At 40.0% G+C, this 24,962-nt stretch carries 25 protein-coding genes and 3 pseudogenes; 7 read left to right on the top strand and 21 right to left on the bottom strand.

Annotated elements, in window-relative coordinates:
* Positions 1-164: 164 nt before the first annotated feature.
* Entirely contained in the window at positions 165-1,826 is a 1,662-nt protein-coding gene (bfmS, locus tag FTU17_RS13360; protein WP_180135679.1) for a sensor histidine kinase BfmS, read from the bottom strand.
* A gap of 44 nt (positions 1,827-1,870) precedes the next feature.
* Positions 1,871-2,587 (bottom strand): response regulator transcription factor BfmR, encoded by a 717-nt coding sequence (gene bfmR, locus FTU17_RS13355; protein WP_067764711.1) that lies wholly within the window; start codon positions 2,585-2,587, stop codon positions 1,871-1,873.
* 588 nt (positions 2,588-3,175) lie between these two features.
* Here bfmR and FTU17_RS13350 point away from each other — a divergent pair.
* From FTU17_RS13350 to FTU17_RS13335, 5 genes are all read left to right on the top strand, one after another.
* Positions 3,176-6,007: a ribonucleoside-diphosphate reductase subunit alpha gene (locus FTU17_RS13350; RefSeq protein WP_180135678.1), complete on the top strand. Its 2,832-nt coding sequence runs from the start codon at positions 3,176-3,178 to the stop codon at positions 6,005-6,007.
* 143 nt (positions 6,008-6,150) lie between these two features.
* Positions 6,151-6,279 carry a hypothetical protein gene (locus tag FTU17_RS17565; protein WP_257220656.1) on the top strand — a complete coding sequence of 43 codons (129 nt, stop codon included), beginning with the start codon at positions 6,151-6,153 and terminating at the stop codon, positions 6,277-6,279.
* Positions 6,280-6,421: 142 nt separating this feature from the next.
* Complete coding sequence (locus FTU17_RS13345) at positions 6,422-7,705, top strand: ribonucleotide-diphosphate reductase subunit beta (protein WP_078191110.1); 1,284 nt, start codon at positions 6,422-6,424, stop codon at positions 7,703-7,705.
* 169 nt (positions 7,706-7,874) lie between these two features.
* Positions 7,875-8,483 (top strand): DUF805 domain-containing protein, encoded by a 609-nt coding sequence (locus FTU17_RS13340; RefSeq protein ID WP_168378561.1) that lies wholly within the window; start codon positions 7,875-7,877, stop codon positions 8,481-8,483.
* Positions 8,484-8,547: 64 nt separating this feature from the next.
* The gene (locus FTU17_RS13335) at positions 8,548-9,147 is read left to right on the top strand and encodes a DUF805 domain-containing protein (RefSeq protein WP_168378560.1); all 600 of its coding nucleotides are present in this window, start codon (positions 8,548-8,550) and stop codon (positions 9,145-9,147) included.
* A 40-nt stretch (positions 9,148-9,187) separates the two neighbouring features.
* Here the strand turns inward: FTU17_RS13335 and FTU17_RS17560 are convergent, their stop codons facing one another.
* Together FTU17_RS17560 and FTU17_RS13325 are read right to left on the bottom strand one after the other, a co-directional pair.
* Entirely contained in the window at positions 9,188-9,601 is a 414-nt protein-coding gene (locus tag FTU17_RS17560; RefSeq protein ID WP_257220987.1) for a TM2 domain-containing protein, read from the bottom strand.
* A 93-nt stretch (positions 9,602-9,694) separates the two neighbouring features.
* Positions 9,695-10,865, bottom strand: a pseudogene (locus tag FTU17_RS13325) (low temperature requirement protein A).
* Positions 10,866-11,165: 300 nt separating this feature from the next.
* Between FTU17_RS13325 and FTU17_RS13320 the strand changes: the two are divergent.
* Positions 11,166-11,615: a hypothetical protein gene (locus FTU17_RS13320; protein ID WP_168378559.1), complete on the top strand. Its 450-nt coding sequence runs from the start codon at positions 11,166-11,168 to the stop codon at positions 11,613-11,615.
* Between the two features lie 28 nt (positions 11,616-11,643).
* On the opposite strand, the gene FTU17_RS13315 is transcribed toward FTU17_RS13320, so the two are convergent.
* Positions 11,644-12,315: an HAD-IA family hydrolase gene (locus FTU17_RS13315; RefSeq protein WP_168378589.1), complete on the bottom strand. Its 672-nt coding sequence runs from the start codon at positions 12,313-12,315 to the stop codon at positions 11,644-11,646.
* A gap of 98 nt (positions 12,316-12,413) precedes the next feature.
* Between FTU17_RS13315 and FTU17_RS13310 the strand changes: the two genes are divergently transcribed.
* The gene (locus FTU17_RS13310) at positions 12,414-13,181 is read left to right on the top strand and encodes a hydroxymethylpyrimidine/phosphomethylpyrimidine kinase (protein WP_078191115.1); all 768 of its coding nucleotides are present in this window, start codon (positions 12,414-12,416) and stop codon (positions 13,179-13,181) included.
* A 79-nt stretch (positions 13,182-13,260) separates the two neighbouring features.
* Here the strand turns inward: FTU17_RS13310 and FTU17_RS13305 are convergent, their stop codons facing one another.
* The 16 genes and pseudogenes from FTU17_RS13305 to FTU17_RS13230 form a co-directional block, all read right to left on the bottom strand.
* Positions 13,261-14,313 carry a DUF1176 domain-containing protein gene (locus tag FTU17_RS13305; RefSeq protein ID WP_180048970.1) on the bottom strand — a complete coding sequence of 351 codons (1,053 nt, stop codon included), beginning with the start codon at positions 14,311-14,313 and terminating at the stop codon, positions 13,261-13,263.
* A gap of 90 nt (positions 14,314-14,403) precedes the next feature.
* Positions 14,404-14,685, bottom strand: coding sequence for a GAF domain-containing protein (locus FTU17_RS13300; RefSeq protein WP_180135677.1), 282 nt, complete (start codon positions 14,683-14,685; stop codon positions 14,404-14,406).
* A 134-nt stretch (positions 14,686-14,819) separates the two neighbouring features.
* Positions 14,820-15,266, bottom strand: coding sequence for a nuclear transport factor 2 family protein (locus FTU17_RS13295; RefSeq protein WP_218955557.1), 447 nt, complete (start codon positions 15,264-15,266; stop codon positions 14,820-14,822).
* Between the two features lie 58 nt (positions 15,267-15,324).
* Complete coding sequence (locus FTU17_RS13290; RefSeq protein ID WP_180135676.1) at positions 15,325-15,975, bottom strand: DUF2939 domain-containing protein; 651 nt, start codon at positions 15,973-15,975, stop codon at positions 15,325-15,327.
* A 188-nt stretch (positions 15,976-16,163) separates the two neighbouring features.
* Positions 16,164-16,499 carry a YegP family protein gene (locus tag FTU17_RS13285; RefSeq protein WP_168378556.1) on the bottom strand — a complete coding sequence of 112 codons (336 nt, stop codon included), beginning with the start codon at positions 16,497-16,499 and terminating at the stop codon, positions 16,164-16,166.
* A gap of 266 nt (positions 16,500-16,765) precedes the next feature.
* Positions 16,766-17,128: a 5-carboxymethyl-2-hydroxymuconate Delta-isomerase gene (locus FTU17_RS13280; RefSeq protein WP_180009304.1), complete on the bottom strand. Its 363-nt coding sequence runs from the start codon at positions 17,126-17,128 to the stop codon at positions 16,766-16,768.
* 162 nt (positions 17,129-17,290) lie between these two features.
* A complete protein-coding gene (locus tag FTU17_RS13275) occupies positions 17,291-17,632 on the bottom strand; it encodes a zinc ribbon domain-containing protein YjdM (protein WP_111884823.1) in 342 nt (113 codons plus the stop codon).
* A gap of 157 nt (positions 17,633-17,789) precedes the next feature.
* Positions 17,790-18,158: a DUF488 domain-containing protein gene (locus FTU17_RS13270; RefSeq protein WP_111884822.1), complete on the bottom strand. Its 369-nt coding sequence runs from the start codon at positions 18,156-18,158 to the stop codon at positions 17,790-17,792.
* A gap of 45 nt (positions 18,159-18,203) precedes the next feature.
* Positions 18,204-18,648: pseudogene (locus tag FTU17_RS13265) on the bottom strand (SRPBCC family protein).
* Positions 18,649-18,978: 330 nt separating this feature from the next.
* Entirely contained in the window at positions 18,979-19,365 is a 387-nt protein-coding gene (locus FTU17_RS13260; RefSeq protein WP_180135675.1) for a ribonuclease E inhibitor RraB, read from the bottom strand.
* A gap of 135 nt (positions 19,366-19,500) precedes the next feature.
* On the bottom strand, positions 19,501-20,436 hold the full coding sequence (locus FTU17_RS13255) for a hypothetical protein (RefSeq protein ID WP_180135674.1): 936 nt from the start codon (positions 20,434-20,436) through the stop codon (positions 19,501-19,503).
* Between the two features lie 497 nt (positions 20,437-20,933).
* Positions 20,934-21,599, bottom strand: coding sequence for a pseudouridine synthase (locus tag FTU17_RS13250; RefSeq protein ID WP_111884818.1), 666 nt, complete (start codon positions 21,597-21,599; stop codon positions 20,934-20,936).
* A gap of 85 nt (positions 21,600-21,684) precedes the next feature.
* Complete coding sequence (locus tag FTU17_RS13245; protein ID WP_180048974.1) at positions 21,685-22,143, bottom strand: GIY-YIG nuclease family protein; 459 nt, start codon at positions 22,141-22,143, stop codon at positions 21,685-21,687.
* A gap of 607 nt (positions 22,144-22,750) precedes the next feature.
* Positions 22,751-23,452, bottom strand: a complete 702-nt coding sequence (locus FTU17_RS13240) for a DUF1003 domain-containing protein (protein WP_168378549.1) — start codon at positions 23,450-23,452, stop codon at positions 22,751-22,753.
* Positions 23,453-23,559: 107 nt separating this feature from the next.
* Positions 23,560-23,802 (bottom strand): DUF6868 family protein, encoded by a 243-nt coding sequence (locus tag FTU17_RS13235; protein ID WP_078191128.1) that lies wholly within the window; start codon positions 23,800-23,802, stop codon positions 23,560-23,562.
* A 1,069-nt stretch (positions 23,803-24,871) separates the two neighbouring features.
* A pseudogene (locus FTU17_RS13230) lies at positions 24,872-24,962 on the bottom strand (IS1595 family transposase); the annotation flags it as partial.

The raw sequence follows: 24,962 nt of genomic DNA, 5'->3' as shown, positions 1-24,962 counted from the left end.
TGTTATAGACCACATTTAAGTTTAAATATGAACACCCCGAATCAGACGTATGAGCAAACTAAAACCGAGCTAATTGCTTAACTCGGTTTGAAGTGGAATACTGTCAATCTATTTCAGGACAAGACAACTCGCTAAATACAGCTGAGCTAGATTTCTTAGCTCGCTTAGCTGTCATTGGCACTAAGCTCTTTACCATCTAGCTTCGGTTTATTTTTCTTAAAACGTGTCGCAGGCCATGTCATGGTAAAACGCGCCCCACCTAAAGTTGGACTTTCATCAATACCAACTGTTCCACCAAACCAGTAAGCAATACGGCTGACAATCGATAAACCTAAACCATAGCCCCCTGAAGCACGGGTACGACTATCATCTAAGCGTGCAAAGGCATCAAAAATACGCTTACGATCTTCTTCTGGAATGCCGGGGCCATCATCTTCAACACAGATATAGGCCATGCCTTCATCATTCACACCACCACTGATCAAGACTTTATGGTCACAATAACGCACTGCATTGCCCACTAAGTTTTGTACAACGCGATGCAAGTAACGACGCTCAGTTTCCACAATCACCCCAATTGGTGGTGCTTGCAATTCCAAGGTTTTCCCTGTCTTTAAGGCTTCGGTTTCAATCAAGACCTGATCTAAAACTTCAAACAAGCTGACATCTTCAAACTCTAAAGATGGCATGCCTTGTTCGAGCTTGGCATAAGTCATGATTTCATCAATCAAGGTATTAAGCGCTTCGATATCTTTGTCGATTTGTTCAACTTGCTGCTGACGGTAGTCATAGTCATCTTCATCCGCCATCATTTCTACACCAAAGCGAATCCGCGCCACAGGTGTTCGCAGCTCATGCGATACCGCGCGCATCAACTCACGCTGTGCTTCAATTAAACGTTCAATATGATCTGACATTGAGTTATAGCTCGATGCTAAAGTACCAAATTCATCGGTACTTTCAACAGGCAGACGTACAGATAAGTCCCCACCCTTCATTTTATTTAAAGCATAATTTACTGCACGCAGCTTACGTTGCATCGGCACCAATAGGCCATAAACACCCAAGCTCAAGACAAATAAGCTCAGTAGCGTAATACCTGCTGCCAACTGGAAAGGCATCCAATTGAATAGCGGTACCGGCCCCATGACCAAAACTTCTGAAGTTGAGCTTGGAATTGGCGATACGATCGAAATGGTCGTGCCGCGCTCAGTCGCACTATCACGATACAAAATAATGCTGTGATCTAAGCGTAATCGGCCGATTTGCTCAGGATCTAAAGGCAAACTCTGAACATTTTGAATTGAAATTGGGTAAGAAAAATGATGCTGGATTTTTTCAAGATATTGTTTTTCTTGACCAGGGTAATACACCAAATAATCCAGTATAAAGACAGGCAACGCCTTCATTTGGCGTTCTGAAATATTATCGGCTTTAATATACAGCAGATGTGCAGGGTCATCTTTTAAGCCAATAATAATATAAGCTGCTGTGGTTTGTGCGTCCCAACGCACTACAGCTTTACGCTCTTCTATACGTTTTGTTTCCGCTCGGGTTAAATCAACCTGATTAGCTTTTACATAATAAATAGGCAACTCAAGTAGATCAGATGCATCTGACACCCAATCTGACTTTTGTTGTTCATTTGGCTGACGTGCAATACCTTCACTTATAATGAAAGCCAAACCGTCAGTAAGCGATTCACGATATTCTTGCGCGCGCTGGTAGTTAATGATTTGCACCAGCAAATAGCCAAATGTAGCGACTAAAAAGACTAAAATCAGTAGCCCCGCATAAACGCGCAAAAATATACTGTGTTTAAACACGTAAAAGTGTCCTACTTTGCCAAACTAAGGGACGGTATTTTACATTAAATGCCGTTGGTTTCTTTTACGAATAAATAACCTTTACTACGTACGGTCTTAATACGTTTCGGGTTTTCAGGATCATCGCCAATTTTTGGACGAATACGTGAGATACGCACGTCAATTGAACGATCTTGACCATCGTATTCAATACCACGCAGACGCTCAAAAATATCTTCACGAGAAAGAATGCGACCCGCATTAGATGCCAACAACCATAAAAGGTCATATTCTGCACTAGTAAAGTCAACCAACTCATTATTGAGTGTGACAGAACGACCACCATTATCAATTACAAGATCATCAAATTCGATGCGCTGTGCAACCTCATCTTCTGGTGCTTTGTCTGTACGACGTAATAATGCACGAATACGCGCAAGTAAAACGCGAGGTTGAACAGGTTTTGCAACATAATCATCTGCACCCATTTCTAGACCCAACACTTGGTCCATGTCTTCGGTACGTGCAGTCAACATTAAAATTGGTTGATGGTAGTGTGGACGAACTTCACGACAAATGGTTAAACCATCGGCACCCGGAAGCATCACGTCGAGTAATACCATGTCTGGTTGTTCAGCGATAATACGGCGAATCGCACGATTACCGTCTGGTTCTACCCCAACTTCAAGTCCGTTACGGATTAAGTATTCTTGAGTTAAACGAGCAAGACGCTCATCGTCTTCAACAATTAAAATTTTAGGTAACTTTTCTTCTTGGCTCATTGATTGCCCCTTATTTGATTGGGCGTATCCTATTTGAAATCCGATAGATACGCTTAAACATAGTTTGCAATATACACACGTTTACATTGTAAACAAGATGGCATTCACCAAACTGATACATCAATATCGTATTTTGTAATAAATTTTAACCTGCTACATTTTTGCAGCCGTATTTACCAATCATTTCCATGCCCTATTGCTCACAATACCAACAATTATAAATTTGGATACATTTTCATCGAATAAAAACTGACTGATTAATTCACAACTTTTTAGGCTTTCTGAAGTTATCCACAATGTTATCTATAAGCACTCTTTTTCGACTTTGCTATGCTATGCCCTTGTCGGATAAGGCATATATAACAAAGATAAAAAATAGGAATTTTTTGAGATGGATTTCTGCCAGAAAAGTTCAAAGCATTTAGTAAAATGTCAATATTGATATACCCTGAATTTTCCCGTATCTTGTGTTCAATAAATTTTTAAACCACTAGGTCTTGTGTTTAAACCTCAAACACTGTGGCATAAAAATTGCCCAGTTCAAACGGTCCTAACATAAAAATAGATGACAAATGGAGCTATGCTAGCATGAGCGTAACGAATTCAACCCCTGGTCAAATTCAGGTGATTAAACGCACCGGTGACGTTGCACCTTTTGATGCAGAAAAAATCTCTGTGGCGATTGGTAAAGCGTTCTTGGCCGTTGAAGGCCAGCAAAGCGCTGACTCCAGCCGTATTCATGACCGTATCTCTCAATTAACTGAGATGGTATTGAATACCTTTAACCGTCGTTTACCTTCTGGCGGTACCATTCATATTGAAGAAATTCAGGATCAGGTTGAACTTGCGCTTATGCGTACAGGTGAGCAAAAAGTTGCTCGCTCTTACGTGATTTACCGCGAACAACGTGCCGAAGCTCGTAAACAAACTGGTGCTCACCATCACCCTACTTTACAAGTGACAGGTTCAAACGGTCAGCTTAAACCGCTTGATCTTGGCGCGCTTGAGGCAAATATTGTTAAAGCAGCTGAAGGTTTAGAAGGCATCGATGTTCGAGCGATTATCGATGAGACTGTAAAAAACCTTTATAACGGCGTAAAAGAGTCAGACATCTCAACGACCATGATGATGGCTACTCGTACACGTATCGAACAAGAACCAAACTATACATATGTGACTGCGCGTTTATTGCGTAATGACCTTGTTGCTACAGGTTTAGAGTTCTTAGGTTTAGATACTGACACGAATGAAGGCGACGCTTTAGAAACTTTCTTGAAGAAAGGTATCGAGCTTGATCTTCTTTCTCCAGAACTACTTAACTTTGACCTTGCAAAATTGGCTGCTGCGATTCAACCAGAACGCTCAAACCAATTTACTTATTTAGGTCTACAAACTTTATTTGACCGTTACTTCATCCACTCAGATGGTGTACGTTTCGAATTACCACAATTATTCTTCATGCGTGTTTCAATGGGTCTTTCATTGAACGAAGACAACCGTGAAGAACGTGCAATCGAATTCTACAACTTATTGTCTAGCTTCGATTACATGGCGTCTACGCCTACTCTATTTAACTCGGGTACTTTACGTCCACAGTTATCTAGCTGTTACTTAACAACGATTTCAGATGACCTTTACAACATTTATGGCGCAATGCGTGATAACGCAATGTTGTCTAAATGGGCGGGTGGTTTAGGTAATGACTGGACGCCTGTTCGTGCGCTTAACTCGTACATCAAAGGTACGAATGGTAAGTCACAAGGTGTTGTACCGTTCCTTAAAGTTGCCAACGATACTGCTGTTGCAGTTAACCAAGGTGGTAAACGTAAAGGTGCAGTATGTGCATACCTTGAAACTTGGCACTTGGACATCGAAGAATTCCTAGAACTTCGTAAGAACACGGGTGATGATCGTCGTCGTACACACGACATGAACACAGCGAACTGGGTTCCTGATTTGTTTATGCAACGTGTATTCGAAGATGCTGAATGGACACTGTTCACACCATCTGAAACACCTGATTTGCATGACCTAACAGGTGCAGAATTTGCTGAACGCTATGCTTACTACGAAGGCATTGCGAAAGAAACCAACATGCTACATAAGAAAGTCCGTGCGAAAGACTTATGGCGCAAAATGTTGTCTATGTTGTTTGAAACTGGCCACCCTTGGATCACATTCAAAGACGTATGTAACTTACGTTCACCACAACAACACGTGGGTGTAGTTCACTCTTCTAACTTGTGTACAGAAATTACGCTGAACACGAACGAAGATGAAATCGCAGTATGTAACTTAGGTTCAATCAACCTTGTACAACACGTTCAAGGCGGTGTGTTAGATCGTGAAAAACTTGCTCGTACAGTAAAAACTGCTGTTCGTATGCTCGACAACGTGATTGACATCAACTACTACGCTGTTCCTCAAGCGCGTAACTCGAACTTGAAACACCGTCCAGTGGGTATGGGTATCATGGGCTTCCAAGATGCTTTATATGAAATGAAATTGGCTTATGGTTCTGATGCTGCGGTTGAGTTCGCTGATGAATCGATGGAAGTGATTTCTTACTACGCAATTCAAACATCTAGCGACTTGGCACTTGAACGTGGTACTTACGAGACATTTAAAGGTTCACTTTGGGATCAAGGTATCTTGCCAATTGACTCTTTAGATATCGTACAAAAAGCTCGTCCTGACCGTATGTTCGAAGTTGACCGTACAACACGTTTGGACTGGGATACTTTACGTACTAAAGTTCAAAAAGACGGTATGCGTAACTCAAACGTGATGGCGATTGCACCGACTGCAACCATTTCGAACATTTGTGGCGTATCACAGTCAATCGAACCAACTTTCCAAAACTTGTATGTGAAATCTAACCTTTCTGGTGAATTCACAGTGATCAACCCGTACCTAGTACGTGCGTTAAAAGATCGCGGTCTTTGGGATTCTGTAATGGTGAACGACCTTAAACACTTCGAAGGTTCGGTTCAAAAAATCGCACGTATTCCTGAAGAGCTTAAAGCAATCTTCGCGACTGCGTTCGAAGTTGAGCCACGTTGGATTGTGGATGCTGCATCACGTCGTCAAAAATGGATCGACCAAGCTCAGTCTCTTAACCTTTACATCTCTGGTGCAAACGGTAAGAAACTTGATATGACGTACAAAATGGCATGGTTACGTGGTCTTAAAACTACGTATTACCTACGTGCATTGGGTGCGACTTCTGCTGAGAAATCAACCATTAACACTGGCGCATTGAACGCAGTTAAGCCTGCTACTGTTGCAGCACCTGTAACAGCTGTTGCGAAAGAAGAGCCTAAAGCTGAAGTTGCTGCTGAAGAAGAAGGTTTTAGTCAAGCAGCTCCAGTCCCAATGGCATGTTCAATTGACAACCCTGATTGTGAGGCTTGTCAGTAATCTGACAGGTTTTAAATCCTCCCCAACCCTCCTTTAATAAAGGAGGGAGATTCCTCGAAGCAAATGGCGGGATGCAAGTCCCCCCATTGCAAAAGGGGGATTTAGGGGGATTAAAAAATTAAAAATAAATAAAGGAATCCACCATGCCACATATGACGCATAACTATCAGTTAGGGTTAATTGCCTTGGTGGTTTCCTTTATTTTGACTTTTTATGTCCCGATCGCCTATTTCTGGTTCAAGGCATATAAATCGCGTAATCAAAATAAGTAGTGGGGATATTTGCTCTACCGAACACTTTTAGAGCAGTGATCGACAAAACTTAATTTTGCTTACACAAATTGAGCGTATAGTAGGACATCTCAGCGACGCTGGATGTCTATAAAAGATATAAAGCAACGAAGAGAGAACTGTTATGTCTATCCTAAGTTGGGACGATTTCGAAGATGATGAACCGAAACAAGCTGCACAAGCTCACCAGCCTGCGCCCGTCGAACCGCAAAAAACGACTGATTCGCAAGTGGTATCTAATGCACAGCACTCATCGCCGAATTTGGCAGCTGCACAACCCGCTCGAACCAGTACAAATCGACCAACAGATCCAACCGATCCGTTGGCAAGAGCATCTAACGCTCTAGAAAATCTAGACGTTGCACCTGGCTTAGAAGAGCTAGAAATGGGTGCTCAGCGTGTTCAAGTTGACGATAAAGCGATGATCAACTGCCGCGCTGACTTAAACCAACTTGTACCGTTCAAATACGAATGGGCTTGGCAAAAATATCTAGACGGTTGTGCAAACCACTGGATGCCGCAAGAAGTGAACATGAACCATGACATCGCACTTTGGAAGTCTGAAAATGGCTTAACCGAAGATGAACGTACCATTGTTATGCGTTCTTTAGGTTTCTTCTCGACTGCGGATTCATTGGTTGCAAACAACTTGGTTCTTGCAATCTACCGTCACATCACCAACCCTGAATGCCGTCAGTACATCTTACGTCAATCATTTGAAGAAGCGATTCACACGCACGCTTACCAATACTGTATCGAATCTTTAGGCATGGACGAAGGCGAAGTCTTCAACATGTACCGTGAAATTCCTTCAGTGGCTCGTAAAGCAGCTTGGGGTCTGAAATATACACAATCTTTAAGTGATCCTACGTTCAAAACAGGTACACCTGAAAACGACCAAATCTTGCTTCGCAACTTGATCGCGTTCTACTGCGTACTTGAAGGTATCTTCTTCTACTGTGGTTTCAGCCAAATCTTGTCTATGGGTCGTCGTAACAAGATGAATGGTGTTGCTGAGCAATTCCAATACATCTTACGTGATGAATCTATGCACTTGAACTTTGGTATCGACATGATCAACCAAATCAAGATCGAGAACCCTCACCTATGGACTGCTGAGTTCCAAGAAGAAATCATTCAAATGATTCTTGAAGGTACAATGCTTGAAATCGAATATGCACGTGACACTATGCCACGCGGTGTATTGGGTATGAATGCAGGCATGATGGAAGAATACTTGAAGTTCATCTGTAACCGTCGTTTGAGCCAATTGGGCTTGCCTGAACAATTTGCTGGTGTGAATAACCCATTCCAGTGGATGTCAGAAATGATGGACTTACGTAAAGAGAAGAACTTCTTTGAAACTCGCGTAACTGACTACCAAACTGGTGGAGCGTTAAGCTGGTAATAAATTTTTCAGCGAAATATCAAAAGCGGAACAAAGTGTTCCGCTTTTTTTATGAAGAATTTCATTCACCCAAGCAAATCTATGCATTTAATTTAATTCATATTCTGCTAATATAAAACGGTATAAAAATACATCAATTAATAAAAATCACATAATAAAAGAGGACAGAATGAAAGGTCAGATTTTAGATTATTCAGTACAAACCAATTCAGGCATTATCAGTGGAGATGATCAAAACCGTTATGAGTTTACAGGTGCAGAATGGCGTGGCCAAAACTCACCTAAACGCGGCGATCATGTAGATTTCGATATCAGTCCAGAAGGTCAAGCTGTTCAAGTATTCAATGCTCTTGGCAGCAGTAATCCTATTCAACAAATTTCACAGCAACTCGATAAAATTTCAAACCAAGACCAAGCTGAATCAAAATTCAACATGATTGATTGGTTTGTCAAATGTCTAAAAAATTATGCCAACTTTACTGGACGTGCACGCCGTAAAGAATATTGGTTTTTTGTTTTGGTCTATCTTATCGCAATGATTATTACTCTGATTGTCGATTCAGTGCTTAGAACCAAAGGAATATTCACAGGTATTTTCATCTTAGCAATGGTTATTCCGTCCCTTTCCGTTGCAGTACGTCGTTTACATGATATTAATAAATCTGGTTGGTATTGGTTAATACAAATGATTCCGCTCGTTGGACCAATTCTGGTTCTAATTTGGCTTGCAACAGAAACCAAACCTGAAGTAAACCAATGGGGACAACCTGCCAAATAAATAAAAAATCGTGGCTACTATTTATGTAGCCACCCTATCTACAGCACATTAACTCAGGAAAAATATGAAAGGACAAATACTAGATTTTTCGATTCAAACTAATACTGGGGTGATTAGTGCTGAAGATGGAAAACACTATCAATTTGCTGGTCATGAATGGCGAGGTCAAAGACCACCTACACGTGGAGAACAGGTTGATTTTGCTTTGGATGAAAGTGGGCAAGCGATTCAAGTCTATATTGCATTACACCAACAAAGTTTTTCCACGAATACGCGAGCAAACTACAGTGAAGAAGAGGAAAACTATGACTTTTTCGCGTGGTCATTCAAACCACTGAAAAAGTTTGCTGAATTTGAAGGACGTGCTCGACGTAAAGAGTTCTGGTTCTTTTGGCTATTTTGTATATTGGTCACTATACTTGCCTCTATTTGCGATTTCGTTATTGGCAGTGAACCTTGGCTAGAAAATATTACCAATATCGTTTTACTTATTCCTAGCTTAGCTGTTGGCGCACGTCGACTACATGACACGGGACGTTCAGGTTGGTGGCAACTTTTAATGCTCACAATCATCGGAATCATTCCACTGATTATATGGTGGGCTACAGACACCAAAGCCGAGAACAACCAATGGGGTCAACCCGCTAGAGATCTGCAACAATAAAATAAGGCGCACAATGCGCCTTATCTTTTAACAAAAAACTTTAGCCATATTTACGCGCAAAATCTTCATCTGAAGTGCATAGATAAATAATAAATTCAATAAAAGCAACAATGGATGGAATAAAGGTCCAACAGAATAGCAGATACACAATCCCCCATCCAATACGACCCAAATAGAATTTATGTATACCAAATCCACCAAGGAAGAATGCTAAGAGTGCAGCAACAATACGACTCTTTTGACCGTATTGCGTGCCTAAAGCATTCGGCACAGCGACTAAGTAAATATCGGTTGCGTAACCCAATCCACTTGTCTCAAAATCAACAAATTGTCCACGAGCAGGAACAGTTTGTCCTTTCCAATCGCTTCCAGAAAATTGATAACGATTCTGATCATCTCCACTGATGATGCCTGTATTATTTTGAACAGAAAAATCGAGTATTTGCCCTTTCATATAATCCTCTATGTTTTATCTTTATTTGATGATTCTTGGACGTTATTTTCATCAGCAATATAACGAATTATTGATGAATATCATATCATTAACTTATCTTGCCAAATAGCATTTTGTAAACATCAATCTCAATGCATATACCACTGCCATCGCAAATATTGCATAACCCGCAGGAGTAATAAACAACGGAATACACAAAACAATCACCACGGTTAAAGGATATAAAAGTTTTCTAAAACCACTTTGATGATGCAATTCATGAAGTAAATATAAACTTGTCGTATAAATCACGAGGCTGATCGCCACAAAGTAGCTTTCTTTCTCAGAACTAATCAGCGCCTCATGCGAAACCACATCAACTGCGGCAGCTAAACCTGCACCAATCGCCGCGATACTAATAAAGACAAAGAAATGTCCATAACCCCAAGTAAATGCCATTTTTCGGCTATTTAAACGCTCTGCAATACTGGTATCAAAATAAGACCATCACATGGTGAACATCATCATCAGACCGCCCACCATCAGAAAAATCAGTTCAGTACTAAAACGCTGATTTGTTAATGCATCGGTTATGGCAATCGAGCATCCGACAATAGATTCGCCTAAAACGATAATGGTAAGCAGTGAATATCGCTCTGCAATATGATGCGCATGCCAAGGTGTACGGCTTGCAGCTTCTGCAAAAACTGGGATAGACAGTTCAGCAATTGCGAGCAAAATGAAAAGATAAACGGTGAAATGCAGCGGTGAAAAATGAAAGAACAGCCACCCCACTTGCACCAGTATGATGCCAAAAGCATAGCGTAATGCTGTTTTCCGACGGGACAGATCATGCTTTGCAACGCGAAACCACTGCTGTAACTAAGCCCAGACGCATAATGGCATAACCAATCACAATTACGTCAAAATCCTGCTTTTGAAAAGCGCTTGGAATACCTGCAGCAATGACCAAAGAACCAATGATCTGTACGAAAGTTAAGATTCGATAGAGCGCATCATCATTATCATACGCCGAAGCAAACCAACTAAAGTTCATCCACGCCCACCACAAGGCAAAAAACACCATGCCATACAGCGTTAAACCCTGAGCTAAATGATTTTCAACAATGGCATGATGCAGTTGCTGCCCTGCTGTTGCGATCGCCACGACAAAGATCAAGTCAAAAAGCAATTCTAAAGAGGTCGCGACACGATGATGCTCATGTGGATCACGTGGGTGCAAAGGTTTGAGCCACTGACTAGGGAATAAAAATGATTTGGACATAGCATTCAGCTTTATTGTTTTCTGTCTGAATTTTTTCAAAAGCCTGAAACAGTTACAAGATCGATTACATAAATCAGATGAGAAACAGTTTTCTAGAAAAAGGATAATGGCTTTAAAAACACACTTAAGATTTAGATATTTCAATTGTAGAAGTTAAAAATTCAAAGTGACAAAACTGCGAAAGACGTTTTAAGATAAAAACTCGATAGATCGATGTGTTTTTTATATCTCAGCTATATTTTTCTCTAAATTTTAATGACATACTGCTATCCACTAAAATAATAATGAAACCTAAAAGTAATGTTAGAAGAAAAATTAGCGTCTTTTCCTGACGCAGTTTGGGTACAGATTCATTATGATCAAATGCAAGTTTTAACGCGTGATCATCAAATTGTAGCTGAACAAAACTGCCCTTTGGCTTTTATAGAACGTGGAAGTTTTGTCCGAAACTATCATGTTGCAGAACAGTGCTTCAACCAACTCATACAACAGATCCACTTCAAGTGGTATGAGTTTGGACAGCCGGTTATTTTTATTCAGTTAAAAGAACGCTTAAGTGAAGAAGTCAGCGCACTCGAGCTACAAGCCATTCAAGAAATGGCTCTAAGCGCAAATGCACATTTTGTATTTGTCTACGATAAACATGGCATCGCACTCGAAGCAGAAACCATCAAAAATGATGAGTCACCTTTGCTCAAATGGTTTTTCTGTGGGCTGATTTTTCTGATTTTGCTGATTATCTTTAAATAATCAGCATCATTCTCTTGATTAGGTGCAACTACGACACTTTCTGCTGCTGCAATTGCTCAATACTCGAAATCAAATCGTTAAAACGATCAATCACCAGTGCCGGTGCAGCCGTTTGAATTTCTTCTGCACTACCATAACCATAGCTCACAGCAATACTATGTACTGCATTACGGCGTGCGCCTAAAATATCGTACTCACGGTCTCCCACCATCACACATTCCTTCGCATCCAACTGTTCTTGCTGCAAAATGTATTCAATTAAATCGCCTTTGTTGGTGCGCTCACCGTTCAGTTCACTGCCATAGATCACAGTAAAATATTGTGCCAAATCAAAATGTTCTAAAATTTGGCGGGCATAGACCGTCGGCTTTGCTGTAGCGACGTACAAGTGAAAGCCTTGCTGTTGTAAAGTTGCTAGAGTGTCGGCAACGGCAGGATAAACTTTATTTTCAAATAAGCCGGTCACTGCAAAGCGCTCGCGATAACCTAGTAAAGCCTGATCTGCAAGTACATTATGCACATCGACATTGAGGATTTTGGCCAAAGAGGCTTTCAAAGGTGGCCCAATGATCCAATCGATATTGGTCTCATCCGAAATGGGATGTCCAATTTTCGCCAGTCCATAGCGTGCTGAAGTGGTAATGCCAACTTTTGGATCTGTTAATGTTCCATCGAGATCGATCAATATATTCTTAATCACAGCTTTTACCTTATCCATTCACTTCTGCAAAAATACTATCGAGTGTTCGCTCAAAGTTGCCTATACTATCGCAAATTTTGTGTAATAAGGACATCATTGTGCGCCCTACTGTACTGTGCTTTTCAGGTCTTGACCCTTCAGGTGGTGCAGGACTGCAAGCGGACATTGAAGCCATTGGTCAAAGTGGCGCACATGCTGCCATTGCGTGTACAGCATTAACCGTTCAAAACTCACAACAAGTGTATTCGTTTGAAGCAACCTCTCGTGAGTTATTGCTGGCTCAAGCACATGCCGTCGTCGGTGACCTCCCTATTCGCTGTGTAAAATCAGGAATGTTAGGAACGACTGAAAATATCGCGGCTCTCGCTGAGTTTTTACGTGAACATCCCGAATATCACTATGTTCTCGACCCCGTTTTAGTAGCCAATAGTGGTGGCTCTTTGGGCGATCAAGCAACGTTGGTCAAAGCCTTTGCAGAACTAATTCCACTTGCCACTGTGCTTACACCCAATACCGTAGAATTACGTGCGCTCACAGGTGAAGAGGATATTTCTAAAGCAACTGCGCAACTTTTTGCGATGGGTGCTCAAGCGGTATTAGTAAAAGGTGGGCATGAAAATACGCCTGACTATATTCAAAACTCGTTATATGTTCAGGGTGAATTAGTCTCTGAAACCCGTTGTCCACGACTGGATGGGGAATATCATGGTTCGGGCTGTTCATTGGCGAGTTTTATTGCAGGGCGTTTAGCCTTAGGTGATGAGCTCAAAACGGCTGTTCATCATGCCGAAACATGGTTATTTGGTGTGTTGAAAATCGCTGAATCACCGGTTGTCGGTGGACAAAAAATACCAAAACGTTTTTAAAGTACTCGGTTATTTATTTAAACCCCATAGAATAAAACGCTATATCATTTAAAGCCCTGAATATCAGGGCTTTTTCAAATTAAGAGTCGAGTTGAACGCGATAGACCAAGGTTGGAATTTCCCACGCACCACCAGCAAATCCTTTGCACTGTGTGGTTTTTGCCATATAGGTTTGGATAAAACGCTGACCATTCCATGACCACTCCCCCGTACTATGACAGTCGCCAATGCCTCGTCCACGTTGATTGGAGAAAATCTGCCCTTCGCTAAAACCACTTCCGGAAAAGGTCACGGATTGTTTGATTTGCTTTAAATTTCGATCCATCAGCCAATAGCCATTACCACTGTTATATGCCCCACGCCAACATGGCACTTCGACCAAGGCATTTTTCCCATTGATTGGAAACACCACGACCCGATCATCCTCTAAGAAATTTGCATCAAAGAGTTGAGGACAATCTTCTACTGTCGTTTTCTTCTTTATCAATCCAAACAATTGTTTGGCTGTGGGCGCATTGACGGCATACCGTGTTTGTAAGCCCTTACTGTAATTTTGAATATTCACTTTCGGAATACTTTTCGGTTTGAGTACATTGGCCGAACTACTATTGGCTTTACGCAATAATGCCGAATTTGTCCCTATGCGCTTTTGAAAATCATCCATACGGAGTAAAACTGCACTAGCGCCCTGCACCGACAATAACCATGTTTTGTTGTTGCCTTTCCACACAATCGGTTGATTGGCTTGTAAGGCTTGAATCAGTTTTTGAGTTTGAGCTGCACTTAACTGACCTTCCGCAGTTTTGGCATCAAGCTGTACAGTTCCCTGATTTTTACCTAAAATGTAAAGTTGAAGTGGTTGATTTGCCACACTTAAGGTTTCAGGATCGAGTTTCACTCGTGCGCTGACTTGCGCTTGAGCGCCCGCAGCACGTTGTAATAACACAGAAATAGCGGGTTGATTGCCCTCCGCTTGATAACCTGCAACGCGACAAGTCCCCGTATTATCACAAGCGATTTCCCAATCCTTATGTGAAAAATAGTTTCCTTGAATTTGAGCAAAGCTCACACTACAACCCAATGCAGCAACGTAGCCTAATAGAAGTTGCCAGATGACATTCTTTTTGTTCATGTCTTTGGCTCAAAATAATTATATTAGAACCATCTTAAAATGCTTTTCACTGAAACTCCAGTCTAAAAAGATCTGCTGCATCATTTGAAATTATGAAGACGAATCATTCAGTTGCTGTATCTCCTCACATTTTTTTCGCTTCACATTTTCATCACTGAGCGTATTCATCAAATCTGCTGCCAGGCCTTTTAACAGACTCATATCATCATCGGTCATTTGATTCGGCTGCCGATCTAAAACACAAAAACTTCCCAATGCCACCCCATTGCGGTCTCTAAGTGCAAAGCCAGCATAAAAGCGAATGCGGTTACCCGAGTTGTGACTTAGATTTGAGTGAGTTGAAGAAGTATTAACTTTTAAATATTTGTGCAATAAAGCCATCCTGAACGATAGTCATTATTTTTAATTTAGATTGAAGTTTTAGAACTGCATATGCCGTTCATGTAACGCTTTACTATGAAAACAGAGCACCATGGCTCTGCTTTCATACTACGTTTTTAGGTGAATTAAAAGGTAATCACTTTACTTTGATGGGTCACGATATCGATAGGAACAGAAATATGTTGATGAACGATCTTCCATTGAGACTGCGTTTTTTTCATCCCAATGGTGTTACAACACCACGAGATCCCCGGTGTCGGTATCCCACTCTTATCATCAATTTTGGAATAACAGTGCAGAAAGGCAATATCAGGATCTGCATGGATGACCAGTTCCCTCCTAAACACCTTTAAGCCTTCACGAAAATACTCTCTATAAAATTCCCACATTTTTTGATATGCCATTAAGCCACGCATTTCACAACTGGCATCAAAAAAGTACACATCTGCTGCGCAGGATTCAGCAATATTTTCAATTTTCAATTGGCAGATGACCTCATCCCAATTGGCTAAAAATTGCAGAATTTCGTCAGCGGCCTGTTGGTCACCAACTATTTTGATTTTATCTTGCATCTCTGGCACCTATTTATTTTATTTTTTATGAAGCATTGTTCTGGGCGGCGTTTGGAAGTTAAATTTTAACGATCTTCCAGCTCCAACCGCGGCGTTGCATACTAAATACGGTATATTTTTCTTCGCTTAGGCCTTGGAGCGGCACATACAGATCAAATCGATTCCAAGCGCTATAGCTGGCTTTGGGTTCAAGTGGCTGGCTTTGCTTTAAAGCAACAGCGGTTGCAGTTTCGTCATTTTTGGATAGTGTTGACGCATAAGGTTGTTCTGCGACCTTATTTTCAGCATGCGTGAATAGTTCAATCCCTGGGCTAATCATGCTCGGATTGGTCAGTTTGGTTATTTCTGGTAGTTGGATCGACTCTTTTAATGCTTTGCCTTGTAAAAGCAGCATGATACTGGTTGGATTGACCAGACTGTCGACTAGCGTTGCACTGAGGACTGTGCTGAGCTGCCCACCCCAAGACTGGGCAAATTCGGGTAAATGCTGTAGCCCAGTTTTCTGTTGAATGAGGTCTTCAACTTGTGGTTTTAGACTCGATTTGACTGCCGAAAAATCGATATATTGAGCAATTTTTTCAGGTTGATTGTGCTCATAGGCTTGACGTATTTGATACAACACCCAATACGGAGACGCAATCATCCAACCCATGACGATGATCAAAATCGTAATGAGCCCATAATACAAAATATGATTCTGCTTATTCATCGTTCACCACTCTAGCCAGTGAAGTTGTGGTACTTCCTTGTACCGTCAAATAAGCCTGATCTAGATTGAAGAGCATCCAACCCAACAGCGCTTATTTGAGAACCATATTGCTTTTGATCTTGTGATTTTGACGAGCCTTCAGGTTTTGTTTATCCCGCGTTGACTGTCTCGATCAGGTTGTTTCAAATTTAAGCAGTTAGATCTTTAATTTGGGTACTTGCACCATTGGTTTTAACTGATTCAATGCCTTTATCGCGTGATTGCTCACTGGCATAAAATTGGCTGGTCCCAATAATTTGATGGTTTGCCGCTTTCAAATTGAAATATGGTTTACCATTTTTGGCCGTCAGTCGTTCAAAACGACTGTCATCTGAACTGTTCTTTTGTACAGACTCAATCCCGTTTTGGGCTGATGCTTTCGCTTTATATAATTCACTCGTTAAAATGATTTCACCGTTCCCTGCTTTTAATACAAAACGAAACTGCTGATCATTAGAATGACTGATCTCGTACCATCCCGACATATGTTACCCCTTCATTTTCATTGTTTTATCTATTATTCGATCAGGATTTGTTGTTGGAAATTCAACCTGATCTACAGAATATAAATGAACTCGGTCACATTTTTCAATGTCTTTTTTGATCAGAGTAAAGGCTTAAAATTTAATCAAAAAGGGATTTTTTAATAAATAATTCCAATAAAAAATAATCCGACCGAAGTCAGATTTCATCATTTTTACAGCATGATGTATTTCAAAATATATGCGCGTTTCTGCATGTAATGAATGTCTTAAGAACTCACGATCTGCTTTGAATACGTCGCTTTATTCATTTCTAAAATTTCCACACAAAGTTGCACTTCTACTACTGAAGCTGTGACATGTTGTTTCAGCACGTCCAATAGTAACAATGAAATTTGCTTTTGCACTTCGACCGTTCGACCCGTCAATAATGAAACTTTGGCATGCATATACGCATGTTGAGCGTGTTCATCCAAGCCCACAACAAAATCTTGCTGAGCTACGGCACGGCTCTTAATATCATTGATGGCACTCACATGACCCGATTCAAATAAGGCAGCGTTTAGCGCTTTAAGTAAAGGTCGAGCTTCGACGTCAAGGTTATTGGAATATTCCAAATGAATATGCGGCATAGTAAAGACATTTCAAACCTGTAATGCTTCTATTATGCAGGCTGAAAAGTAAAATCTATAGCGGATTAGTTATCTATTTCATGTTTAAGTAGTCATCCCAAGCCAAGTGTAGACCTCGCTTAGGATGATTGGAAGTTGCTTTAGAGCGAACAATAACGAAACTTAAACTTTTTTCACGTATTCAGATTTGAGTTTCATTGCTCCTATACCATCAATTTTACAGTCAATGTCATGACCATCTGTTGCATCAGCTAAAAGACGGATATTTTTAACTTTTGTGCCCACTTTCACCACTGAAGATGAACCTTTAATTTTAAGGTCTTTCACCACAGTAACCGTGTCACCATCGATCAATACATTGCCATTGGCATCTTTAATCACTAACTGTTCATCTGCAGCGCTTTCGCCCTCACGCCATTCGTGTGAGCATTCAGGACAAATCAGTAAATCACCATCATTATAGGTATATTCAGAATTACATTGGGGACAATTGGGTAAAGACATAAAAGACCTCAAAAAAAGATGGACGCAAAAATCCATAAAAACTTAATATAACATTTTTATGTATTTCATAAACTTAAAAACCATAAATTTCGTATGGTTTAATCACCTTGTGAAGGTCGTAAATTTCACAACGCTACAGTACTTGAAGGTTTAAATTTTAGATCTCTAATGAGGTATTTAATATTAACGCTTTTAAGATATGCGCATGATTTTTATCCGTATGTTTAGCTGCTGTGAGTAAGGTTAGTGGCTCCTCTTTTTCCCATGCCCGCAGTTGTTCCAACTCGGCTTGATGTGGCTGTATTTCTTGCAAATAGCGCTGTTTAAACTCGTCCCAACGAGAAGCCATTGCCTCATCTTGATGATACCAACGACGTAAATCTGTAGATGGCGTCAATGCCTTCGGCCACAAATCTAGCTCTGCGCTCACTTTACTGATACCACGCGGCCACAAGCGATCGACTAATATGCGTTTACCGTCGTCTGGGCTTATCTCATCATAAATACGTTTAATGTGTACAGTCATTAAGCCCTCCTTCGCCTATTTATAGTTTTTCGATCATTCTTCAGATTATTCATCGGGGATCGCTGGATTCACTAAAAAAGCCAGCAACTGTAAAGACTCCTGCCACCCCAAATAACAGGCATCAGGTGGAATAACGCTCGGCAACCCTGCCTGTACAATCGTCACTTCGGTTCCTACGGAGACCGCTTTAAACTCAACAGTGACTTCGATTTCACCAGCTAACTCTGGCATATCAAATTGGTCTGTATAGCGCAGTAAATGATTCGGCACGACTTCATGATAATCACCATGAAAAGCGTGTGTGGTTCCCGTTGAAAAATTTTGAAACGACATGCGGTACGAGCCACCTACACGCACATCCAAATGCTACACATGGGCAGTAATCCATGTGGTCCCCTCCATTCACCAAAGCATCTGGCTCCACAAAGGCATGATAAACGCGCTCTACAGGCGCACTAAAAACACGATGTAATCGAACAGTATTGCTCATGATGATGTCCTTTTGTCATTGTTTTCACTGAATCATCCACATGCATTCACCCTCGCTTTATCGTCCATTTTTATCACACTGAAACGTTCTAAATGAGACAGCTTTGAGACGTGCGAGAAAGGTCATTGCTATTCAATACTATAGCGAATCCTACAGATTGATCCCATCACTTTAACGCAATGCCGTGTTATGTTTTGTGAGCTGCATTCATATTGATTTTTTTATAAAAATATTGAAAAATCAAAATCTTACACAATTTCTCTAAAATTTAAATAATAAAAACCCAGTTGAATCACTGGGTTCTTGTTACTAAAGATGCAATAGTGAGACTTAGCTCAATTGTGCTTCATCTTCATCCAGATCATCATCTTCATAGATATAAGCCATACAACCCCAACCGTCATATTCGCCCGAATATTGTTCTGCAATTTTAATAAACCACTGCTCTAAATCGACGATATCTTCATAATCAGGCTCCATATAAACATAGACCGTGATAATCCATTCCACGCGATCTGATTCTTCATCTTGGAACAACGACATTTTTTGCTCTTCTTTCAATAAATATAATGCACACTGTTCAGCCTGCGCTTCATTCGAAAAGGCAATTGAATATTCGATTTCATGCGGCACAGATAAATCATCACCATCTTGCTGCATCTGCCACAGCACATTGCCATTATCATCATCTGGAAATTGTTTAAAATCACGAGTCATTGTGCGTTTCCTTATCGTTTATGAATTTTATTCTGTTGACTTAGATTAACGGATAATTGTTGCAATTTGCATTAGCGAAATCTCTTTAATCATAAAAAAAGACCGCCGAAGCGATCTTTCTTATAACAATTCAAATTAAACCACAACGTCCATATTGGCCTGAGTTTCTTTGAGATGTAAAACCAAAGCTGCCATTTTCAATTCTTCTAAGCGTAACTGAAGATAACTGTCGAGTACCTGTGCCTGGCTAAAATGTACACCATGCGCATTGAGCAAGGTGAAATCATCCGCCAAAGCCTGCAATAATTCACCTAAGTTTTCGGTGTTTAATTGTGCCAAATACAAGTCAGCACGACTATTAAAAACCAATGTGAATAATTGCATTGCAGCCAAACGACGTTCTTCATCGACATAGTTACAGTTTGCAGTCGATTGCTGCTCCATCGCATCAATCATTTTACAACGTACCGCAGTCAAATTTTGCTTTGCCGCAGATTCATTCATGCCATCCATCAGCTGATCTAAAATACTCTGTAATGGCAAAAAGAACGCTGACTGATAGCCCCGTATTTTATTGTCCAAAGCGCGGTTGATGTTTTCAAGATGCTGCTGATCCAGCGCTTGGCTATACAAACCCTTTAACTCGGCACGGGCTTGTTCCTGTATTTGTGATTTAGCTCTTTCTTGATATTTGCTCAAATACTGACGCACTTGTTCGATCTGTGCGCGAATATCATTCAACATGATATCGGCATTGGCTTTGGTGACTTCCACCAAACCATCAGCCTGTAAAGTTCGATACTCAACATATTGTTCAATCTCTACAATATGTTGATATTTTGCTACTTTATCGACTTGGATTTTTAGCCCACTGTTTTGAATACGTAATTGACTGATTGCATAATTCAATTCATCTTGCTGCGACTCTGTTTTAGCCAGTTTTAACCGCGCACGATCGAAGTTTTCCTGCAGTGAACGTAGGGTTTTATCATTTTTCAATTTGCGGTTATAAACAAAAAGGAGAGCCACAATTAATAGGATGATAAGGACGATTAAAGCAATATTGATCATTTGCCAATCCTCAAAATAAGCTTCAATAATTTAAGTTTATTCCCCAAAACAAACCTAATTTATAAAAATTAAAATCAATAATTTATTTCATATTAGCAGAATAAATGCAAAAAACTGTATTTATCTGACCAAATACACACTTGCACACAATTTAACTAAAATGCTGTTTTAAATCATTTTAATAAAATATTTTTATATTAAAAAAGTAATCATTCAATATTCATTAGAAAATATAATAAAACCTTAAAAATGGCGTTTATTTACTAAAAGCTACAAAGAAATTTAATATCAATATTTCTAAATTTTTCACATACTTTATAGAGATATTTAAATTATTTATATATCCCCAGAATTGGGGATATAGTGTATATCATGAATCATTTTTAAGCAGAAAAACCTATTTAAAGCTGTAGATATTCTGCGCTTTTTACGAGTCCCAAAGGTTTTAATTCAATGCAGCAGTTTTTATGAACAATGAGCATTCACATGAATATGCTTTAAAATTCTGCCGCACAATGAATATGAACAGCTTGTTGAGTTAAAGGCTGGGTAAATGCCAGATCGCAAGCATGTAACGCCATCCGTCCGAGTGAGCTCTGTTTTGCATTCGGGTGATACAGTTGATCCCCTGTAATTGGGTGCCCAATATGCATCATGTGTACACGTAGCTGATGAGAACGCCCTGTCACTGGCGTTAATAATACTCGGCTAATATCCTTGCTTGCGTCATAGCTAATGGCTTGATACAAGGTTTTTGAAGGTTTGCCTAATTCAAAATGCACCATCTGACGTGGGCGATTTTCCCAGTCCGTAATGAGGGGCACTTCAACACTGCCCTCACCTTCTAGCTTACCCTGAACCAAAGCTACATATTGCTTTTGAACCGTTCGCGCTTGGAACATTTTACTCACCGCCACTTCTGCATCGCGGTGTTTCGCAAACATCAAAATGCCTGATGTTGCCATGTCTAAACGATGGGTAATCTTTGCTGCTGGATACTGTTGCAAAACTCGAAGATAGGCACTGTCATGATGCTCAGGCAAACGTCCCGGAACCGACAGCAATTCCGCTGGTTTTTCGATGACAACCAAGTCTGCATCTTCATACAAAATACGTAGAGGACCTTGAGGCGGCGCATAGACAAAGTTGGGATCTAAAGGCATGGACAGACTGTGTACTGGGAGAATGTCGGCAAAATAACAACTGACTAATTCGCTGTCAATCGACTTTGACCGATCAGGTTCTACCCTAACGATTATTGGTCCCCAATTTACCAAAGGCAGGTGCTAATGAATGAGATAAATCATCCTCCAGTAATTGTAAGATGCTTGAACTCGTGGTTAATGGATACTGATGTAGTGTGATGCGATATTCGCCCTGAAACCACTGCGACAAATGCAAGGCATAGGTTTGTTTAGGCCCAAAACCTAAATGTTGTTTTAAACGATTCTTTATACCTGTCCGTGATGATCCAACATACAGAATGTGATTGGGTTGATTTAACTTGGCACAGGCATGGGTTTTCAATGACTTAAATGCAGCATAGTCCTGATATGTCTGCTGTATATCGCCACCAACCTGCTCTATCACATAAATATAATGTGCGTGTTGAGCAAGATCATCAAAACTTGAAAACTCAAATATACGCTCAGCTTTAGTCTGCTGTGCCTGTAGACAATCCTGTATCAATTGATTCAGATAACCCATAACAAAATTATTTAAAATTTAGATAGTTAAGCATAACAACTTTGTGAAAAAGGACAATCTGAAGCTTAGATTAAGTTTGAGTTGTTCTGCGTGATATTTATTACATCAGCAGTGATCAAAGTGTGTTGGGAATGAATGCGAAGTTTGGAATTTTGAAAAAGATAGAAAGATTTATTATTCGATTGAATTCTTGAAAATTTTTTAGGGTGTAAGAGAAAACAGTATTGTTTACTTCAACTATCATCACTTTGTAAGTCATGATCTTATAGCCTATAAACTTCTGGTTTATAGCGTCCTAAGCTGAATCGAGACCTTTTGGGTGAGTACTGTACACGTGTTTTGCACCACTGACAGCATGCTACTCTTTTCAATCTCTATCACACCCTTGAGATATATAGTAGTGGTATCGATGAGGGATTGTTTCCCTGAAAATCACTGTTTTTGGCTTATTTTAAAAATATTTTTCACATTTAAAGATATATTGAAAATATTTTCTTCTTGCATCAAGTTTTAGCATTTTTTCCATCTGATAAATGACTTTTCCCGAGAATTTTCGCCATAGCTTAGCACTCAAACAACAATTATTTATGCTGTTCAAAGCAAACTATTACTTCTTTTTACTCATTTCAGACAGCAAATCCAGCTGAATTTCCTGAATCTTGGCAAGACGATCCCATTGATGCATCAACAAATGATCTATCTTTTCATGTAAATGGCGAATTTCTAATTCAGCTTTTAAATTCACCTGATAATCATTCTCCGAACGCATGCGGTCTTTAGCTTCTTGACGGTTCTGGCTCATCATAATAATGGGCGCTTGTATGGCAGCGAGGCAAGACAACATCAAATTCAGCAAAATAAAAGGATAAGGATCAGCAGGATGCTTCACCATCACCACAGTATTGACTAAAATCCACACCGCTAAAAACAATGTAAAACAAATAAGAAATGCCCAGCTACCGCCAAATGTTGCAATTTTATCCGCTAGCCTTTCGCCAAAACTCCACTGCTGATCCAGCTTTTCTTCAACATTTTTGCTAATCAGATCATGCTGCTGCATGCTGTTCAGCACCTCATATTCTAAATTGGAGACTTCGCCTTGTTCGGAGTTCAGAATTGACTGCACATACTGCATACGGTATTTGGTTAAATCAGTTTGGCATATATAGTCCTGAGCACCAGATTCAGGAAAATCCTGAGCAATTTCTTCTGTAATGACTTTACGCACGGTTCCCATTGGAATCATATTTTTCAGTGGGAAACTTTTTTTGCACACCAAACAAGTACGGCATTCTACTTTCCCGTTCATTCTTGCCTTGCCCAATTGAATTTTATGTTCTTTTGAGCATACTGTTTTGCCTAAATTTAATGCAAGCAGCTTGTGCTTTTACACCCAATATTTTTTATGATTTAAGCTTATTTTAGATAGTGCAATGCAATGTAGGGGGTTAAATTCAAAAGTAAAATACCAATTTTATAGACAGCCATTCCACCATAATGAATAGCGTCAAACTGCTGATCGCTCAACTTAAACCACTGCCCATGCAGGCGTTTCATCCAATCTTTAGCAAAGACAAATACCACAAACCAAATGATTAAAATCAGATAGTTAATCACTAAGCTATACAGCAAGAAATCGCTTAAATGACTCAAGTTCATGGCAAATCTCCTAAGCGTATTTTTATCCTTAGTTTATGCCCCTTTCGAGCAATTGAATATTGCTTTTAAATTTCCGCTTAGATTTGGACTATTTTTAAGAGAGATGCCTGACGATCTTTGAGCTTGTGCTGATTTCACTGGTGTGGTTTGTTTTGTGCAGATTAAAGGAGTAATGATTCATTATTCTTTTTTATTTTGGCTTAAATTTTTGGGGTGGTATAAGAGAAAACAATATTGTTTACTTCAACTATCATCACTTTGTAAGTCATGATCTTATAGCCTATAAACTTCTGGTTTATAGCGTCCTAAGCTGAATCGAGACCTTTTGGGTGAGTACTGTACACGTGTTTTGCACCACTGACAGCATGCTACTCTTTTCAATCTCTATCACACCCTTGAGATATACTTTAACCAAAGAGGATCGGGATTAATTTCCTAAGTTTTTCTAATTTTCTGCAAATTCAGCAAATTTTTTCAGCCATTTTAGGTTTAGCGGGATATTTTATCTTTTCAGCTCATCTCAGCGTTTTTTATCTGCAGATTTGCCCAATTATAAGAAAATTTTCTTTTACAATAGACAAAACGTCCAAACACAGCGTCAAATTTAAAAATATATCGCCGCTGAACATTCCCCCTCCGGTTCAATTATCTACATAAATTATGACTCACAAAACACCGCTCAATGAGTAACTAATGATCTAGATCTATCTTTGTTCTACTTATTGAACTGAGGTTACGCAGTAACATCAGAAGCGCAATTTGATTCAAATAAATGAACGATACGCGGTAACGTCATACGCAAGTGTGGCTACTTTTAATCAAAAATGTTTTTGCGATACTGTGAATAATTTGACGGTAATGAGCGAGTTTTGCGGTGAGGAGCATTGCTCCGCAAGATGGTTTCCTTGCGAAGCTTCGCTTCTCATTTTGCCGAATGAGAAACAACGTTTCGTAAAAGTACCTCCAGCCGAAGGCTAATCCCTTTATTCAATCCCTAGATATAAGACGCCGTCGAATAGAATTAAAAATCATTTAAAAAGGCTCTAGACTAGCAGATTTGCACTTAGTTTTACCTAATGAGGTCCCACAACTCTGTTGCTAGCTCATTAGGCTCCCTCATCCAACGCCATTCTGTTTCTTTAAGATGATAATCAAAATAC

Origin of the sequence: Acinetobacter sp. YH12070 (assembly GCF_013419625.1) — a bacterium.
Lineage (GTDB): Bacteria > Pseudomonadota > Gammaproteobacteria > Pseudomonadales > Moraxellaceae > Acinetobacter > Acinetobacter amyesii.
The sequence above is the reverse complement of the archived record's forward strand: the minus strand, read 5'-3'. Positions and strand labels throughout refer to the sequence as shown.

Coding starts and splice junctions, on each gene's coding strand:
- FTU17_RS13285 (WP_168378556.1), bottom strand. CDS start 16,499: ATGTCGGGATGGTACGAGATCAGTCATTCTAATGATCAGCAGTTTCGT.
- FTU17_RS13255 (WP_180135674.1), bottom strand. CDS start 20,436: ATGATCAATATTGCTTTAATCGTCCTTATCATCCTATTAATTGTGGCT.
- FTU17_RS13320 (WP_168378559.1), top strand. CDS start 11,166: ATGTTAGAAGAAAAATTAGCGTCTTTTCCTGACGCAGTTTGGGTACAG.
- FTU17_RS17565 (WP_257220656.1), top strand. CDS start 6,151: ATGCCACATATGACGCATAACTATCAGTTAGGGTTAATTGCCTTGGTG.
- FTU17_RS13240 (WP_168378549.1), bottom strand. CDS start 23,452: ATGAACGGGAAAGTAGAATGCCGTACTTGTTTGGTGTGCAAAAAAAGT.
- FTU17_RS13275 (WP_111884823.1), bottom strand. CDS start 17,632: ATGTCTTTACCCAATTGTCCCCAATGTAATTCTGAATATACCTATAAT.
- FTU17_RS13235 (WP_078191128.1), bottom strand. CDS start 23,802: ATGAACTTGAGTCATTTAAGCGATTTCTTGCTGTATAGCTTAGTGATT.
- FTU17_RS13250 (WP_111884818.1), bottom strand. CDS start 21,599: ATGCCTTTAGATCCCAACTTTGTCTATGCGCCGCCTCAAGGTCCTCTA.
- FTU17_RS13350 (WP_180135678.1), top strand. CDS start 3,176: ATGAGCGTAACGAATTCAACCCCTGGTCAAATTCAGGTGATTAAACGC.
- FTU17_RS13290 (WP_180135676.1), bottom strand. CDS start 15,975: ATGAATAAGCAGAATCATATTTTGTATTATGGGCTCATTACGATTTTG.
- FTU17_RS13260 (WP_180135675.1), bottom strand. CDS start 19,365: ATGACTCGTGATTTTAAACAATTTCCAGATGATGATAATGGCAATGTG.
- FTU17_RS13280 (WP_180009304.1), bottom strand. CDS start 17,128: ATGCCGCATATTCATTTGGAATATTCCAATAACCTTGACGTCGAAGCT.
- FTU17_RS13305 (WP_180048970.1), bottom strand. CDS start 14,313: ATGAACAAAAAGAATGTCATCTGGCAACTTCTATTAGGCTACGTTGCT.
- FTU17_RS13270 (WP_111884822.1), bottom strand. CDS start 18,158: ATGACTGTACACATTAAACGTATTTATGATGAGATAAGCCCAGACGAC.
- FTU17_RS13295 (WP_218955557.1), bottom strand. CDS start 15,266: ATGCAAGATAAAATCAAAATAGTTGGTGACCAACAGGCCGCTGACGAA.
- FTU17_RS13340 (WP_168378561.1), top strand. CDS start 7,875: ATGAAAGGTCAGATTTTAGATTATTCAGTACAAACCAATTCAGGCATT.
- FTU17_RS13345 (WP_078191110.1), top strand. CDS start 6,422: ATGTCTATCCTAAGTTGGGACGATTTCGAAGATGATGAACCGAAACAA.
- FTU17_RS17560 (WP_257220987.1), bottom strand. CDS start 9,601: ATGAAAGGGCAAATACTCGATTTTTCTGTTCAAAATAATACAGGCATC.
- FTU17_RS13335 (WP_168378560.1), top strand. CDS start 8,548: ATGAAAGGACAAATACTAGATTTTTCGATTCAAACTAATACTGGGGTG.
- bfmR (WP_067764711.1), bottom strand. CDS start 2,587: ATGAGCCAAGAAGAAAAGTTACCTAAAATTTTAATTGTTGAAGACGAT.
- FTU17_RS13245 (WP_180048974.1), bottom strand. CDS start 22,143: ATGGGTTATCTGAATCAATTGATACAGGATTGTCTACAGGCACAGCAG.